The organism is Salinirussus salinus, assembly GCF_009831455.1.
Lineage (GTDB): Archaea > Halobacteriota > Halobacteria > Halobacteriales > Haloarculaceae > Salinirussus > Salinirussus salinus.
Map to the genome: position 1 here is coordinate 468227 of NZ_WOWO01000003.1, position 16116 is coordinate 484342.

The 16116-nt window shown below is 69.3% G+C and carries 13 protein-coding genes; 10 read left to right on the plus strand and 3 right to left on the minus strand.

Annotation, left to right across the window (positions count from 1 at the left end; all coding sequences use genetic code 11):
* Positions 1–73: 73 nt before the first annotated feature.
* Positions 74–1351, minus strand: coding sequence for an ABC transporter substrate-binding protein (locus GN153_RS12285; protein ID WP_159903218.1), 1278 nt, complete (start codon positions 1349–1351; stop codon positions 74–76).
* Between the two features lie 263 nt (positions 1352–1614).
* On the opposite strand from GN153_RS12285, the gene GN153_RS12290 reads away from it, so the two are divergent.
* The 10 genes from GN153_RS12290 (at position 1615) to GN153_RS12335 (ending at position 14270) form a co-directional block, all read left to right on the plus strand.
* Entirely contained in the window at positions 1615–2661 is a 1047-nt protein-coding gene (locus tag GN153_RS12290; RefSeq protein ID WP_159903220.1) for a PstS family phosphate ABC transporter substrate-binding protein, read from the plus strand.
* Positions 2662–2713: 52 nt separating this feature from the next.
* Positions 2714–3643, plus strand: coding sequence for a phosphate ABC transporter permease subunit PstC (gene pstC / locus GN153_RS12295; RefSeq protein ID WP_159903222.1), 930 nt, complete (start codon positions 2714–2716; stop codon positions 3641–3643).
* Complete coding sequence (gene pstA, locus GN153_RS12300; RefSeq protein WP_159903224.1) at positions 3643–5343, plus strand: phosphate ABC transporter permease PstA; 1701 nt, start codon at positions 3643–3645, stop codon at positions 5341–5343. The genes pstC (GN153_RS12295) and pstA (GN153_RS12300) overlap by 1 nt, the downstream gene beginning before the upstream one ends.
* 3 nt (positions 5344–5346) lie before the next feature.
* Positions 5347–6237, plus strand: a complete 891-nt coding sequence (gene pstB, locus GN153_RS12305) for a phosphate ABC transporter ATP-binding protein PstB (protein WP_159903226.1) — start codon at positions 5347–5349, stop codon at positions 6235–6237.
* 260 nt (positions 6238–6497) lie between these two features.
* Positions 6498–7691, plus strand: coding sequence for a PstS family phosphate ABC transporter substrate-binding protein (locus tag GN153_RS12310; protein WP_159903228.1), 1194 nt, complete (start codon positions 6498–6500; stop codon positions 7689–7691).
* 51 nt (positions 7692–7742) lie between these two features.
* The gene (gene pstC, locus GN153_RS12315) at positions 7743–8993 is read left to right on the plus strand and encodes a phosphate ABC transporter permease subunit PstC (protein WP_159903230.1); all 1251 of its coding nucleotides are present in this window, start codon (positions 7743–7745) and stop codon (positions 8991–8993) included.
* The gene (gene pstA / locus GN153_RS12320) at positions 8990–11656 is read left to right on the plus strand and encodes a phosphate ABC transporter permease PstA (RefSeq protein WP_159903232.1); all 2667 of its coding nucleotides are present in this window, start codon (positions 8990–8992) and stop codon (positions 11654–11656) included. The genes pstC (GN153_RS12315) and pstA (GN153_RS12320) overlap by 4 nt, the downstream gene beginning before the upstream one ends.
* Positions 11649–12575, plus strand: a complete 927-nt coding sequence (pstB, locus tag GN153_RS12325; RefSeq protein ID WP_159903234.1) for a phosphate ABC transporter ATP-binding protein PstB — start codon at positions 11649–11651, stop codon at positions 12573–12575. The genes pstA (GN153_RS12320) and pstB (GN153_RS12325) overlap by 8 nt, the downstream gene beginning before the upstream one ends.
* A 4-nt stretch (positions 12576–12579) precedes the next feature.
* Positions 12580–13263 (plus strand): phosphate signaling complex protein PhoU, encoded by a 684-nt coding sequence (gene phoU / locus GN153_RS12330; protein WP_159903236.1) that lies wholly within the window; start codon positions 12580–12582, stop codon positions 13261–13263.
* On the plus strand, positions 13263–14270 hold the full coding sequence (locus tag GN153_RS12335) for a phosphate uptake regulator PhoU (RefSeq protein ID WP_159903238.1): 1008 nt from the start codon (positions 13263–13265) through the stop codon (positions 14268–14270). The genes phoU and GN153_RS12335 overlap by 1 nt, the downstream gene beginning before the upstream one ends.
* Before the next feature lie 78 nt (positions 14271–14348).
* Here GN153_RS12335 and GN153_RS12340 read toward each other — a convergent pair whose 3' ends face one another.
* Positions 14349–15713 carry a dihydrolipoyl dehydrogenase family protein gene (locus tag GN153_RS12340; RefSeq protein WP_159903240.1) on the minus strand — a complete coding sequence of 455 codons (1365 nt, stop codon included), beginning with the start codon at positions 15711–15713 and terminating at the stop codon, positions 14349–14351.
* Positions 15710–16108 carry a winged helix-turn-helix transcriptional regulator gene (locus GN153_RS12345; protein ID WP_201287887.1) on the minus strand — a complete coding sequence of 133 codons (399 nt, stop codon included), beginning with the start codon at positions 16106–16108 and terminating at the stop codon, positions 15710–15712. The genes GN153_RS12340 and GN153_RS12345 overlap by 4 nt, the downstream gene beginning before the upstream one ends.
* Positions 16109–16116: the final 8 nt, after the last annotated feature.

A 16116-nucleotide genomic window follows, 5' to 3' on the forward strand; every position in this document is an offset into this window, starting at 1 on the left:
CCGGTCAGTCGAGGGTAAAAATCGGGCGTAAAAAACGGTCCGCGCGCGCCGCCCGTGTCCGCGCGCTAGCTGGTCAGTTCCCGGGCTCCAGCGCCTGGTCCTGGGTGACGTTCACCAGGTCCAGACGGTTGATGCCGGACTCGCTGTCGTCGAACTCCCAGATCTCGTAGGTCCCGGCCTGGAGGTCGCCTTGGTCGTCGAAGTCGACGGCCGAGGAGGCCCCGGAGTACTGGACCTCCTCGCCGTTCGCGGCCATCTCGACGCCCTCCGCGAGGTTGTCGATGGTGACCTCGGTGCCGCCGGGGTTGGCGACGTTCTGCATCTCGTCGCGGACCGCCGGCCCGCTGTTCTCGCCGGCGGCCGCGTTCGCCAGGATGGTGACCGCCGAGGCGTCGTAGGTCTGGGCGGTGAAGGCGGCGGCCGCGTTGTCGTACTCCTCCTCGTACATCGAGACGAAGGTGTCGTAGGTCGGGCCGTCCGCGGCCGGCATGGTCCCGACGGCGTTGCTCATGTCCTGGCCGACCTCGTCGGGCAGCGTCGGCGACTTGGTGCCGTCGGTCAGCATGATCGGGCGGTCGGTGTCGAAGTCGGCGTAGTAGTCACGGAACAGCTGGGCCCCGCTCTGGGGGTAGGTGATGACCACGAACAGGTCCGGGTCGTCCTGCAGCGCGGACTGGAGCACCGAGCTGTAGGAGGACTGGACGGGGTCGTGGACGACCTGCTGTTGGACACTCCCGCCGAAGCCCTGCTCGAAGTGGTCGGTGAACCACTGGGAGAGCAGCTGGCCGTAGTCGTCGTTGATGTAGGTCGTGGCGGCGGTCTCGATGCCGTCGAGCCGCTCGCCGGCGGCCTGGGCCATCGCGAAGCCCTGGTAGCGGTCACCGGGGGTCGTCCGGAAGAAGAAGCCGTCGTCCTCGAAGGTCCGCAGCGTCGGCAGCGTGTTCGAGGGCGAGCAGGCGACCATCTCGTTGGGCACGAACACCTGGTTGCCGATCTCGATGTTCGAGGTCGCGCCCCCGACCATCATCGGGTAGTCGGCGTTGACCAGCGCGTTGGCCCCGCTGATCGCGTCCGGGATGGTGGTCTGGGTGTCCTCCTCCTGCTTCTCGACGCTGATGTCGATGTCGGCGTCGTTGACCTGGTTGGTGGCCATGATGCCTGCGTCCCGCATCGCCGTCCCCAGCGAACCCAGGTCGCCGGTCAGCGGCAGGAGAAAGCCCTGTCTGATCGTCCGGCCCGAGTCGCCGCCGTCGCCGCCGCCGCCGGAACAGCCCGCGAGGGCCACCGCTCCGGCGGCACCGACTGTCTTCAGGACGTTACGCCGCGAGAATCTGCTTGCTGTCTGCTCCATCGTCTACCACCCGTTCAGGAGAGGTGCTTCTTAAGCAGTCCGAATCCGTCAAGACTGACGACCTCCGGTTACGGAACCGATAGGTCGGGAACGCGCCGGCCACGACGGGCCCGACGCGTCTCCGGTCGGTGACGGGGTCTACCGAGATGGCGTATATAGTGATATATAGACAACCCTTCCGGTATGCGTCGTACTGTCCCGATGGTACCGGAACTGAACACTAATATAAATGGCTTTAGTCGGCCTGTGGTTCCTCCCGGATGATGCCGCAGGACACAGGGCGCCAGTTCGACACCGTATCACGGCGGAACTTTCTGCTCGGGACGGGTGCGGCCGGGGCAGTCGCGCTTGCGGGGTGTACCCAGGAGGTCGATGACGGGAACGGCGACGGCGGCGACGACTCGGGCGGTGGCGGAGGCGGTGACGACTCGGGCGGTGGCGGCGGTTCGACGGATTCCGACCAGCTCTCCGGCCAGGTCATCATCAAAGGTTCCAGCACGGTGTTCCCGGTTTCGGACACCTTCGCGGAGCTGTTCATGGAGGAACACCCGCAGGTCAACGTCACCGTCGACTCGACCGGCAGCGGGGGCGGGTTCCAGAACCACTTCTGTCCCGGCGAGTCGGACATCAACGGGGCCTCCCGCCCGATCAAGGAGTCGGAGGTCGAGCAGTGTAGTTCGAACGGCGTCGAGCCCGTCGAGTTCGAGGTCGCCAGCGACGCGCTGACGATGGCGGTCAACAACGACGCCGACTGGGTCGACTGCGTCACGCCCGCGGAGCTGTCCCAGATCTGGCGGGATGGCGGCGCCGACATGTGGTCGGACGTGCGCGACGACTGGCCCGACCAGGAGTTCCGGCTCTTTGGCCCCTCCAGCGCCTCGGGGACCTACGACTGGTTCAGCGAGAACATCATCGGCCCGGACCTCCGGCACACGGCCGACCACCAGCCCACCGAGGAGGACGAGACCATCGTCCGCGGGATCAGGGACAACGCCGCCGGGATGGGCTACTTCGGGTACGCCTACTACGCCTCGAACCCCGAGCAGGTGAAAGCGCTGGAGATCGACGGCGGCCAGGGCTGTACGCCGCCGGGCCTCGACACCGCGAAGGACGGGTCCTACCCGATGGCCCGCCCGCTGTTCATCTACGCCTCGGAGTCCTCGCTCCAGCGCGAGGAGGTCTACGAGTTCATGCGCTTTTACCTGGAGAACGCCGAAACCGACACCGTCTCCGAGATCGGCTACGTGCCCTCGAGTGCGGAGCAGCGCGACCAGAACCTCGCCAAGCTCGAGGAAGTCGCCGGCCGGTGAGCCCGTTCTGAATCGGACTATTTAGATACGCCCACGACGACACCCCAACCACATGAGCACGGAGCCGGCCGACGACATCACGTCCCGGCCGCGAGGCGCCGCTGCGCGGGAACGTATCTACAGATACGTCCTCTTCGCGTGTGCAGCCACCTCGGTGCTGATCACGGTCGGCATCGTCGTCCTGCTCGCGAGAGACGCCGCGCGGTTTTTCGGGATCGTCGACCCCCTCTCTTTCTTTACCGGGACGGAGTTCATCCTCGCCCGGAACACCTTCGGCGTGCTCCCCCTGGTCAGCGGGACGCTCATCGTCACGGTCGTCTCGGCGGCGATCGCCATCCCGGTCGGTGTCGCCGCGGCGGTCTACCTGAGCGAGTACGCCAGCGAGCGGGCGCGGGCCGTCCTCAAGCCAGCCCTGGAAGTGCTCGCGGGCATCCCGACGGTCGTCTACGGCATCTTCGCGCTGGTCTACGTCACTCCCTTCCTGCAGGCCATCGGGCTGCCGGTGAACACCTTCAACGCGCTGAGCGCGTCGATCATGGTCGGGATCATGATCATCCCGATGGTCTCCTCGCTCAGCGAGGACGCGATGAGCGCGGTTCCCGACTCGCTGCGCCAGGCCGCCTACGGCATGGGCGCGACCAAGTACGAGGTCTCGACGGGCGTGGTGATCCCCGCCGCCGCCTCCGGCATCTTCTCCTCGTTTATCCTCGCGCTCTCGCGGGCCATCGGCGAGACCATGATCGTCTTCATCGCGATGGGGAGCCGCCCGCGGATGATCGAGCTGGGTGACCCGCTCCAGAACCTCTGGCAGGCCAGCGAGCCGATGACCGCCGCGATGGTCCGGATCAACAGCGCCGACAACGTCAGCCAGGTCGCCTTCACCAGCCTCTTCGCCATCGGGCTGACGCTGTTTCTCATCACCTTCCTGATGAACGTCATCAGCAACCGCATCGCCGCCCGGTACAGGGAGGAGTACGACTGATGGCCGCACCCGAAGGGGACGCCGGGATCGCGGCCGGCACCCGCGACGTGAGCCGGGTCAAGGGCCGGGCCTTCGAGGCCGTCTGTCTCGCCGCCACCTCCGCCGGGCTCGTCGCGGTGTTGATCCTGCTTCTGTTCGTGGCCGCCGACGCCTTCCGCCCGTTCTCGGCGGACCCCGGCTGGGGGCTGGTCTACTTCCTCACGCTCGTCGTCCCCGTCCTCGGGCTGGCGGGCTACTACTACCTGAGCGACGAACCCGCGGGGGAGGTGGCGTACGCGACCGCCGGGATCCCGGTGGTCGGGCTCCTGGCCGCCGGCGCGATGGTCGTCCTCGTCGTCGAACTGATCACGATAATCGAGCTGTTCGCGACGGTGCTGGCGGCGGGGCTGGCGCTCGCCGCCATCGCCCTGCACGCCCGGCTCCGCCGGAAGGCGGCCCTGGAGCGACTCGGCGTGATGATCCTGGCGCCGACAGTCGCCATCTTCGGCGTTCCGCCCGCGGAGGTCGTCACGCTCCTCAACTGGGCGGCCGGGGAGCTCGGCGCCGGGACGCTCGTCACCACCCGGGTCACGAGCCTCCGGGAGCTGGTCATGATGGCGCCGGTCCTCCCGGCGGACTGGATCCTGCTGGTCCTCTCGCTGACCCTCCCGGTGGCCGGCGGCTTCGGCCTCCTGGTCGCCCGCCGCCGGGACAGCCGCCGGGACGGGCTGGCATTCCTGGGCGGCGCGGTCGCCGTCGCCGCCGCCGGGCTGGTCGCCGGCCCCCTCACCGGGCTGGGGGCGGAGGGGTGGGTCATCGCCTCAACCTTCACGCTCCCGCCGCTCGCCGTCTACGTCGAGGGCGTCCTCCGGCGCCGGGAGGGGGTCGCCGGCCTGGTCTTCCCGGTCGTGCTCGTCGGGGGCGTCCTGCTCGGGGCGGTCCTGGTCCGGCAGCTCGGGTTCGCCGCCCCCGACCCGTGGCTCGACCCCGCGTTCATTCTCGACGTGCCCTCCCGGACGCCCGAGGATGCGGGCATCTACCCGGCGCTGGTGGGGTCGGTGATGATGATGGTGGTCATCGTCGTCGCGATCTTTCCCGTCGGTGTGGGCGCGGCGATCTACCTCGAGGAGTACGCCCCCTCCTCGGGGCTTGCCGGGAAGGTCGTGACGCTGATCGAGATCAACATCGGCAACCTCGCCGGCGTCCCCTCGGTCGTCTACGGCCTGCTCGGGCTCGCGCTCTTCATCAGGGTGGTCAACTTCCCGACGGGCACGGTGATCGTCGGGGCGCTGGCGGTCGGTCTGCTGATCCTTCCGATCGTGATCATCTCCGCCCAGGAGGCGATCCGCGCGGTGCCGGACTCCCACCGGCAGGCCTCCTACGGGATGGGTGCGACCCGCTGGCAGACCGTCCGGCGGGTCGTGCTACCCCAGGCGCTGCCGGGGATTCTGACGGGGACGATCCTGGCGCTGGGGCGGGCGATCGGCGAGACGGCGCCGCTTCTGATGGTCGGGCTGGCGGCCTCGGTCCGGCTCGCGCCCAACGGCTTTTTCGACCTCGGCGCGGCGATGCCCCGCCAGATCCTCACCTGGTCCTCGGAGTTCGAGGCCGCGTTCCGCCACGGGGTGCTGGCCGCGGGCGTCGTGACGCTCGTGGCAGTCCTGATAATCATGAACGCGACGGCGATCGTCATCCGGAACAAGTATCAGCGGGAGGCGTAATCAATGTCACAGGATAACATGGCCGACTCGAACGAGGGGACCGAACGACAGACACCGACCGACGCGTCGCCGGACCCGACGAGCGAACCGCTCGTCGACTCCTCGCTCGACGTCGAGGGGACGACCGACGGGACGACGACGGGCCGGACCGTCATCGAGGCCCGTGACCTCAGCGTCTACTACGACGACCTCCAGGCGCTCGACAGCGTCTCGCTGGAGATCCCGGCGAAACAGGTCACCGCGATGATCGGCCCCTCGGGGTGTGGGAAGTCCACGTTCCTGCGCTCGATCAACCGGATGAACGACCTGATCGACGCCGCCCGCGTCGAGGGGGAGCTGTTCTTCGAGGGGAAGAACATCTACGACGACGACGTGGACCCGGTGGCGCTGCGCCGCCAGATCGGGATGGTCTTCCAACATCCCAACCCCTTCCCCAAGAGCATCTACGACAACGTCGCCTACGGGCTCCGCGTCCAGGACGAGACCGAGAACCTCGACGAGACGGTCGAGCAGGCGCTGAAAGACGCCGCCCTCTGGGAGGAGGTCTCCGACCAGCTCGACAAGTCCGCGCTCGACCTCTCCGGCGGGCAACAGCAGCGGCTCTGTATCGCCCGCGCCATCGCCGTCGACCCGGAGGTGATCCTGATGGACGAGCCGGCGTCCGCACTCGACCCGATCGCCACCTCGAAGATCGAGGACCTGATCGAGGAGCTGGCCGAGGACTACACGGTGGTGATCGTCACCCACAACATGCAACAGGCCGCCCGGATCTCCGACAAGACCGCCGTGTTCCTCACCGGCGGCGAGCTCGTGGAGTACGACGACACCCAGAAGATCTTCGAGAACCCCGAGAGCCAGCGCGTCGAGGACTACATCACCGGCAAGTTCGGGTGACCGGCCACCCCCGACGGCTGCGTTTCTGACAGCGCGTGACGCCCCCTCAGCACCGCGCCCGACGCTCCGGGCTCGGTCCGACCGTGTCCCCGCGACGTGACGGCTGTGGGTCGCCCTCTACCCGGTGCGAGACATTATAGCTATTGAGAAATATATACGGGAAATCCGTGTCAGTACCCTCTGAGCGGAATACATTCCTCCATACCACTCCTGTCGGGTATTATAAATTCCTTTAACCGTTCTCGGGGTCGACTCACTCGATGACGCAAGACGACAAGCGTCAGTCCGGGCGGGTATCGCGGCGTAAATTCATCCTGGGGACGGGGACGGCCGGTGCGGCCGCGCTGGCCGGCTGTTCGAGTTCGGGCGGCAGCAACACGCCCGCGGAGACCGAGGCCGACGACGATGGCGGCTCCTCGAACACTCCGGAGCCGTCGGACGACGAGACCGGAGACAACGAGACCGAGGACACCCCTACGGGGAGCCAGAGCGGGCCGGGCACCCTGCGCTCGGGCGGCTCCTCGACGGTGTATCCGCCGGCGAACACGGCTTCGTCGTACTGGAACGGGAACCGGCCGGCCGACGACGCCGAGTACTGGCCCTGGGAGGAGTACGGGCTCGACAACCCCGAGGAGTACGCGCTGGCTGACTACTTCGCCGGCCTGTACGGCTTCGAGCGCAGGGACGACGCCAACCCGCCGTTCCCGTGGACGGTCGCGCTCTCCCACTCCGGGACGGGCGTCCGGAAGGTCCGGGACGGCCTCGTCGACCTTGGCAACTCCTCGGGGAACGTCGAGGACGAGCTTCCCGACCGGGACTCCTACGAGGACTTCGTCGACCACGTGGTCGCCGTCGACGGCCAGCCGATCGTGGTCTCCTCGGAGATCGCCGAGGCGGGCCTGGACGGGATCGACGGCCAGACGCTGAAGGACCTCTACAAGGGCCGGATCGACAACTGGCAGGAGATCGACAGCAGCCTGCCCGACCGCGAGGTGCTCGTGCTCGGCCGCGTCACCGGGTCGGGCACCCGGACTTCCTTCGTCAGCAACGTCTTCGACAACCCCGAAGAGGAGACGACGGTCGCCAACCGCTACGGGCAGAACCAGCGCCTCGCGCAGGCGATCGCCCAGGCCGATAACGCGATCAGTTACCTCGCGCTGGCATTCCTCGACACCGACGGCGTCAGCCCCATCTCGCTGACCTGGGAGGGGACGACCTACACCTACGAGGACGACCAGAACGGGCTCGACTCCCAGGACTACCCGCTCTCGCGTGACCTCCACATGTACACGTGGCAGGGCACTGACAACCGGGAGGCCGCGGCGATCTACATGTGTCTGACCGAGTTCGGCCAGGACACGTTCGTCGCGCCCAACGACTACTTCACGCTGGGCGAGTCCCGGCGCCAGGCACAGATCGAGAAGCTGCCCGACCAGAACCCGGTCTGGGAGTAGGCGCCCGGTCGCCACGCAACATCCGCGGTAACCGTTTCAGATACCTACACAATGGCCGATGGTCTGACCGGGAGGATACGAGAGGGGATCGTCGGACGCATCCAGGCGCTGGTTGCGTTCGTGACCGCAGTTCCGGGTCGGGTCGTCGGCTTCGTCCTGGGCTTGCCGGGAGAAATCTGGCACGCGCTGGTCGTGCTCAAGCGGGCCCTGGTCGGCGCCGAGCCCACGCCGGGCGACATCGCGCTCGGGGCCGCCAGCTCCGTCACCCTCCTGTTGACGCTGGTGACGTTTCTGGGACCCAACGACCTGGTCGCGTACCCGTTGGCCGGCTTCTTGCTGACGATGGTCGTCGGCTGGACGACCAAACAGGCCCGCACGGCGAAGATCATCACCTTCGTCGCCACCGTCGGGACCGTGATCACGGTCGGGTTCATCACCTACTACCTCTTCTCGAGTGCGTGGCCGGCCGTCGAGAAGTGGGGAGCCGGGCTGGTCGCCGTGCCGACCGGCGGGAGCGGCGAGGCACGGTGGTTCTTCTGGCTCGAAGGGGTTCTGCCACAGCTCGGGTTACCCAGCGGGTGGAACCCCGCCGGCGGGACCTACTCGCTGTTGCCGACCATCTGGGCGACGGTCGTCGTCACCCTCATTGCGTTGCTCGTCGCCGGCCCGCTCGGGATCTTCGGCGCGCTGTTCATCGCCGAGGTGGCCAGCGACCGCGTGCGCGAGGTGGTGAAGCCAGCCGTGGAGGTGCTCGCGGGCATCCCCTCCATCGTCTACGGCTTTCTGGGCTTCTCGGTGCTGAACAGTTTCGTCCAGACCTCCTTTCTCGACCAGCAGGCCAGCTTCCTGATCGCCGGCACGGTCGTCGGGGTGATGGCGCTGCCGACGGTCGTCTCCGTCGGGGAGGACGCCCTCTCGAGCGTCCCGCGGTCGATGAGCGACGGCGCCATCGCCATGGGCGCCACGGAGTGGCAGACGATGAAGAGCATCTCCATCCCCGCGGCGCTGTCGGGGCTATCGGCGGCGATCATCCTCGGGCTCGGCCGGGCGGTCGGGGAGACGATGGCCGTCGCGGCGATCATGGCCGCCGGCCAGGGCATCCCGGAGCCGCTGTACGACGTCTTCGGGCAGAGCGCCACGCTGACCTCCCGGATCGCCACCTCCTACGGCGACGCCACGGACAACACCCTCGAGGTGCTGTTTTTCGCGGGCGTCATCCTCTTCGTCATCGTCGCCCTGATGAGCGTCCTCGCGCAGTACATCGAGAATCGCATGCAGCGGAACCTCCAGGGTGAACGATGAGCGAGGGATACGCACGCGAGAACGAACTCGTCAGCGAGCAGTCGAACTACTACGACCGCGCACTGGACACCTCCGTCGCGCTCTCGGTCGTCGGCTTCCTGCTCGGGCTGGTCACCCTCGTCGACGCCGTCGCGCTCGATACGGGCGGCGCGGCGCTGAACTCGCTGTTTCTGACCCTGCTCGTCCTCGGGGTCGGCGGCGTCGCGACCGTCGGGCTGTTCTCCGCACTCGGCATCGTCCCGATAACGTCACAGCGCGTCCGCGGCGTCGGCGTGGGGCTGCTCGTCGGCCTGACACTGCTGGCGGTCGTCTCCGCCCCCATGGGGACCGGACTCAACCTGGCGACGCTGCTTGGCCTGTTGCTGGTCGGCCAGGGACTGGTCGTCGGGGCCGCGGGCGTCGTCTCGCGGCTGGGTGTCGTCCGGAACGAACCAGCGAGCAGCGCCGGCCTGCTCGCCGGCGTGGCCTTCGGCGTCGTCGGCCTGCTCGTCGGCGGCGCGCTCGCCGCGACCCTGTTCGGCGGCACCCTGACCTGGGTCGTCGCGGTCGCCGCGGGCGTCGGCCTGTTTGTGCTCACCGTGTTCCCCCGCGAGGACGTCTCCTCGACGGCCCCGGCGGCGCTGTTGCTGGTGACGCTCGGGACGACCGTCGCGACCGCGGTGGTCGGCGTCGGCTGGGAGTGGGACCCCCAGAGCCTCCAGGGCGGGTTCACCGGCGGCGTGGTGGTCCCGCTGTTCACCCTGTTCGGGTCGATGGTCTCCGGGTGGGCCGCCGCGAAGTCCCGGGCGGGCTTTGGCGCCCGCGGGCGCCAGTACGGCGCCTTCCTGCTGATCAACCTGAACGCACTCCTGATGGTCGCCGCGATGGTCTCGATCGTCTTCTTCGTCGCGTCCCAGGGCGTGACCTACGCCTTCCACGGGTTCCGGATCGGCGCGCTGACCGCGCTCGTGCTCCTCTCGCCGCTTCTGGTCGGGACGCTCAGCTGGGCGCGCTCGCCGGCCGGCACCGACGAGTGGCACTCGGCGGCCCGCCAGCTATTCAGAGCGCTCCCGCTGGCGGTGCTGGGCGCGCTCGCCGCGGGACTCCTCTCGGTCGTCGTCACCGGCGACGCCATCGAGATCCCCTTCGTCTACGACGTGCTCCAGAACCGGGAGCTGGTGCCCACGGACACGACGGTCCGGGTGACGCCGGAACTCACCGTCGGGACGCTGCTGGTCGCCATCCCCGGGGCGGTGGTGTTCGTCTACTTCCTGCGCAAGTACGGCAGCCTCAGCGGGGTCGGGAGCGAGCTGCCGAACCAGCGGACGCTCCAGCGCGCGCTCGGGCTGACGATGGGCTCGACCGTCCTGCTGACGCTCGCCCTCGCCGTCTTCGGGGAGACGCCGTTCGGGCTCCCCGTCGCCGGGACGCTGGGGCTCGCGGCCGTCTACGCCGGCACGCTGGCCGCGGCGGCGCTCGCGGTGGCCGCCCTCCTCGGACTCTTCGTCGGCGAGGGGAGCCCCGCCGAGCGGGCACACGAACGCGCGCAGGCGGTCAAGGTCGGGCTGTTCGGGGCGCTCGGCCTGCTGGCCGCCGTCGTCTTCCTCCAGCCGGCGGCCGGGGTGAACCCCTCGGTCGGGCCGGCCAATCTGGTCCCGGCGGTGGGGGTGCTCGCCGCCGTGGCCGCCCTCGCCGTCGCCCTCGTGACGGCGCTCGCCCGCCGGTCGGTCGCTCCCGACGAGCCGGCCGACCGGCTCCGGCGGCGGGTGGTCGGCGAGGAGACGACGCTCGGGCTCGCGGCGGCGGCCGGCTTCCTCACGATCGCTGCCCTGCACGTCGCCGTCACGGGTGCGGACTTCACGCTTCTGGGTGTGACCATCGGCTACACGGGAACCCTGTCCTGGCCGATGGTGATGTCGCCGTACATCCCGCTGGGGCCCGAGCCCGGCGGGATCCTCCCGGCCGTCGTCGGGACGGTCTGGCTGGTGGTCGGCGCCTCCCTGTTCGCGGTACCGCTGGCCGTCGGTGCGGCGGTCTTCCTCACCGAGTACGCCGAGCAGGGGAAGTTCACCGCCCTGGTGGAGGTCGCCACGAACGCGCTGTGGAGCACCCCGAGCGTGGTCTTTGGACTCTTTGGCGCCGCCTTCCTCATCCCCCGGCTCGGGGAGAGCGAGGGGCTGCTGATCGGGATGCTCGTCCTCGGGTTCATGCTGCTGCCGCTGGTGTTGATCACCAGCCGCGAGGCGGTCAAGGCCGTCCCCGACGAGTACCGCGACGCCAGCGCGGCCCTCGGGGTGAACCAGTGGCAGACGATCCGGAGCGTCGTCCTGCCGGCGGCGCTGCCGGGCGTGATCACGGGGGTCATCCTGGGCGTCGGCCGGATCGCCGGGGAGACCGCCCCGCTGATCCTCGTGCTCGGCTCGACGCTCAACGAGACCGAGGCCATCGACGTGTTCGGCAGCTTCCAGTTCACCGCCCAGCCACCGTTCGTCTACAACGGGGCCCTGCTGGAGGCGACGGCGGCCCTGCCCACGCAGGTGTGGGCGGTCATCACCGCCGGCGTCAGCGGGTCGCCGTCGATGGGGTGGGCCTCCGCCTTTGTCCTGCTGACGGTCGTGCTTGGTTTCTACGCCATCGGGATCCTGACCCGAACCTACTTCAGGAGGAAACTCGATCATGAGTGAATCAGTCACCGACACCGACCTGGGAGCTGAACCGGAGACCGAACGAGCGGACGCCGGCGTCACGACGACCGCCGGCGAGAGCGTCGAGGAAGCCCGGCCGGAGTGGACCGACTACGGCTTCGACGGGCCGCCGAAGCTGACCGTCGAGGACCTCAACGTCTGGTACGGCGACGAGTGCGCGATCGACGACGTCTCGATGGAGATCCCGGAAAACAGCGTCACCGCGCTGATCGGCCCCTCGGGGTGTGGGAAGTCCACGTTCCTGCGCTCGCTCAACCGGATGAACGACCGGATCAAGTCCGCGCGGGTCGACGGGTCGGTCGAACTCGACGGCATGGAGGTGTACGACCCCAACACCAACCTCGTCGAGCTGCGCAAGCGGATCGGGATGGTGTTCCAGTCGCCCAACCCCTTCCCCAAGTCGATCCGGGACAACGTCTCCTATGGCCCCCGAAAGCACGGCGAGATCGAGAAGGGGTTGCTGGCCCGGCTGCTGGGTCGGGACGACACCGACGAGGAGGCCGAACTCGTCGAGCGGGCGCTCCGGCAGGCCGCGCTCTGGGAGGAGGTCAACGACCGGCTCGACGACAACGCGCTGGGGCTCTCGGGCGGCCAGCAGCAACGCCTGTGCATCGCCCGGTGTCTCGCGGTCGGCCCCGACGTCATCCTGATGGACGAGCCGGCGTCCGCACTCGACCCGATCGCCACCTCGAAGATCGAGGACCTCGTCGAGGAGCTGGCCGAGGACTACACGGTGGTGATCGTCACCCACAACATGCAGCAGGCCGCCCGCATTTCGGACCAGACGGCCGTCTTCCTCACCGGCGGCGAGCTCATCGAGTACGACAGCACGGACAAGATCTTCGAGAACCCCGAGAGCCAGCGCGTCGAGGACTACATCTCCGGCAAGTTCGGGTGAGCCGATGGCACGCGACACCTACCAGGACGAGCTGGACGGGCTCCGGGAGGGGGTGCTCGCGATGGGCGCGCTCGTCACCGACCGGCTCGACGACGCGCTGGGGTGTCTCGCGACCGGCGACGCCGACCGCGCCCGGGCCCTCATCGAGGGTGACGAGGACGTCAACGACCGCTATGTCGACCTCGAGGAGCGCTGTGTGGAGCTGTACGCCCTCCAGCAGCCGGTCGCAAGCGACCTGCGCTTTGTCACGGCCTCGTTCAAGATCCTCACCGACCTCGAACGGGTCGGCGACCTGGCGACCAACCTCGCCGGCTACGCGACCGCCGGCGAGCGCGAGCCCGCCGCGGGCGTCCAGTTCGCCGAACTCCAGGGGATAGGGCGGGAGGCGCTGGCGCTGGTCGAGCGTGCGCTCGCGGCCTACGGGAGCGGCGACGCCGCGGCCTGCCGGCAGGTTGCCGCGGACGACGACGAGATCGACGCGCTCTGTCACCGGGCCGGCGAGACCGTCGCCCGCGACCTCATCGAGCGCGAGGCCGACGGGAGCGCCTGGGGCGTCGAGGCGCTGCTCGACGACGTCTCCCGGCTCCTGCTGACGATCCGGGACATCGAGCGGGTCGGCGACCACGCGGTCAACATCGCCGCCCGGACGCTGTACATGGTCGAGAACGAGCGGGAGCTGATCTACTGATGGAGACCCGAAAGGTCCAGCAGGTCGGCGGCGGAACGTACACGGTCTCGCTGCCCAAGGAGTGGGCCGAGCGCGAGGGGGTAACCGCCGGGACCGAGGTGGCGCTGTACGCCCACATCGACGGGACGCTCGCGGTCCGGGCCGGGGACCGAGAGCGGGCGCCGGACGGACCGATCGCGGTTCCGGTCGACGACGACCCCGGTGCCGTCGAGCGCGTCGTCCGGGCGGGTTATGCGGCCGGCAGCACCGAGCTCCGCTTGGACTCTCCCGGCGGACTCTCAGCCGAGCAGGAACGGGCCCTCCAGCGGGTGGGTCGGGGGCTCACCGGCGTCGCCATCGGCGAAAGCGAGGACGGCGCCACCGTCCGGACACTGGTCGACCCCGGCGAGGTGTCGGTCCGCCAGTCCGTCCGCCAGCTCCAGTACGTCGCCCTCTCGATGCACCGCGACGCGCTCGCGGCGCTGGACGGCGCGGGGATGGCCGACCCCGGCGACCGGGACGACCAGGCCGACCGGCTGTACGCCCTCGTCGAGCGCCACCTCACCCGCGGGCTCGCCCGGCTGGGCGAGGTGGACGCGCTCGGCCTGGACCGGTCCGAGCTGTTCGAGCTGTGGGCGACCGCCCGCGAGCTCGAGCGGGTCGCCGACCACGCCGAGCGGGTCGCCCGCACCGCGGCGGAACTCGACGCCGGCGGTGGCGGTCCGGTCGGCGACATCGACGACCTCGCCTGCGGGGCCCGGGCGGTCGTCGAGGACGCCGTCGGGCTGGTCGTCGACGGTCGCGGGCTGGAGGCCGCCCACGAGGTGTTGCGCGCCCGCGACCGGGTCAGAGACGAAGGGGAGGCGCTGGACCGCCGGCTGTTCGAAGCCGAGGGGGTCGACTACCGGCTGACCCGCGTGCTCGACAGCGTCGTCCGGACCGCGGAACACGGCGGCAACATCGCCGAGGTCGGCCTCCAGCGCGCGCTGCGCCGCGAGCGGGCGGACGCGCCGGCCCCGAGCACGTAACTGATCGGCTCGCTGTGAGGCCGATACGTCCGCGCGCAGCCGTGCGGCCGACCCGGCACTGACGCACAGCGACCCGCATCAGGCCAGCTCGTCGAAGGCGTACTCGACCGCCTTGTTCAGCGTCGGGTGGGCGTGGATGGTGTCGGCGATATCCTCGACGGTCCCCTCCCCGCGGCGCATCCCGACGACCACCTCGTGGATCATGGTGGAGGCCTCGTAGCCCAGGATGTGACAGCCAAGCACCTCGCCGTCCGGGGCCGCGAGCACCTTCACGAACCCCTCCTCCAGTTTCTTTGCCCGCCCCATCGGCGTCTCGGGCAGGGACTGGTGGCCGACCTCGTAGTCGACGCCCGCTTCTTCCAGCTCGGCTTCTGTCCTGCCGACGCCGGCGATCTGTGGCTCGGTGAAGATGGCGTGTGGCATCGCGGCGAAGTCGACTGTCGCACCCTCCTCGTGGACGACGTTCGCGACGGTCACCTCGGTCTCGTGGTCCCCGGAGTGTTTGAACATCGCGTTGTCGGCGATGTCGCCCTGCGCCCACACGCCCTCGGCGCTGGTCCGCAGCCGGTCGTCGGTCACGACGAAGCCCGCATCGTCGGTCTCGATGCCGGCGGCCTCGACGTTCAGCGTGTCCGTGTTGGGCCGGCGACCCAGCGCGACCAGCAGCTCGTCGCCCCCGACCGCGACGGCCTCGCCGCCCTCGGTCTCGGCGTGGACCCGGACCCCGTCGCCGTCGGGCTCGACGGCTGTCACGCGGTGGCCGGTGTAGACCTCGTGGCGCCCGCGAGCGATCTCGGTGAACGCCTCCGCGACCTCGGGGTCCTCGCGGGGGACCAGGCTGTCCATCATCTCGATGACGGTCACGTCGGTCCCCATCGATTCGAAGAAGTAGCCCAGTTCGACCGCGATGTACCCCCCGCCCATGACGACCAGGCTGTCGGGTTGCTCGCGGAGGTAGAGGGCGTCGGTACTGGTGAGGTAATCCACCTCGTCGAGCCCGTCGATGGGCGGGACCAGCGGTCGGGAGCCGGCGGCGACGACCACCCGCTCGCCGCTGACGCGCTCCCCGCCGACCTCGACGGTTCGTTCGTCGACGAATGCGGCCTCGTCGTCGTAGATGGTCAGCCCCTCCTTCCCGCGGTAGCCGGCCTCCATGCCGTCGGCTAGCGCCGAGAGGGTCTCGTCCATCCCGTCGACGACGGCCGCGAAGTCCACGCCATCGAGGGTGGCGTCGACGTGGAACTTCCCCGCTTCGCGGACGTGATTGGCGGCGGTGGCGGCCTGGATGAGCATCTTCGAGGGGTTGCAGCCGCGGTTGAGACAGGTCCCGCCGAGCGGTCCCTTCTCGACCAGTGCGGTCTCGAGGCCGGCGTCGGCGGCCGCGGCCGCGACGTTGTTGCCGGTGCCGCCGCCGACAACGAGGACGTCGTACTCGCGGGTCATCGTGCCCCCTCCAGGACGAGGCCGGCTTCCTCACCGGCCGCGTCGTCGATGTGCCGGCTGCCCCACGAGACCATCTCCCGGACCAGCCCCTCCAGGCTCTCGCCGTCCTCGGTGAGCGTGTACTCGACGCGGACGGGCTTGTCGCTGACAACCTCGCGGGCGACCAGCCCGGCTGCTTCCAGGTCGTCCAGACTCTCCGAGAGCATCTTCGAGGAGATGCCGCCGGTGCGGTCCTTGAGCGCGCTGAACCCCAGCGGCCCCGCCTCGAGCAGGTGGTAGACGATGACCGGTTGCCACTTCCGCCCGACGACGGCCTGCATCGACAGCAACACGTCCCCGGGGTCGGTGAACAGTGGCACCTCGCGGTCGGCTCGCCGTTGTGGTTCGGAGCTCATACCACACC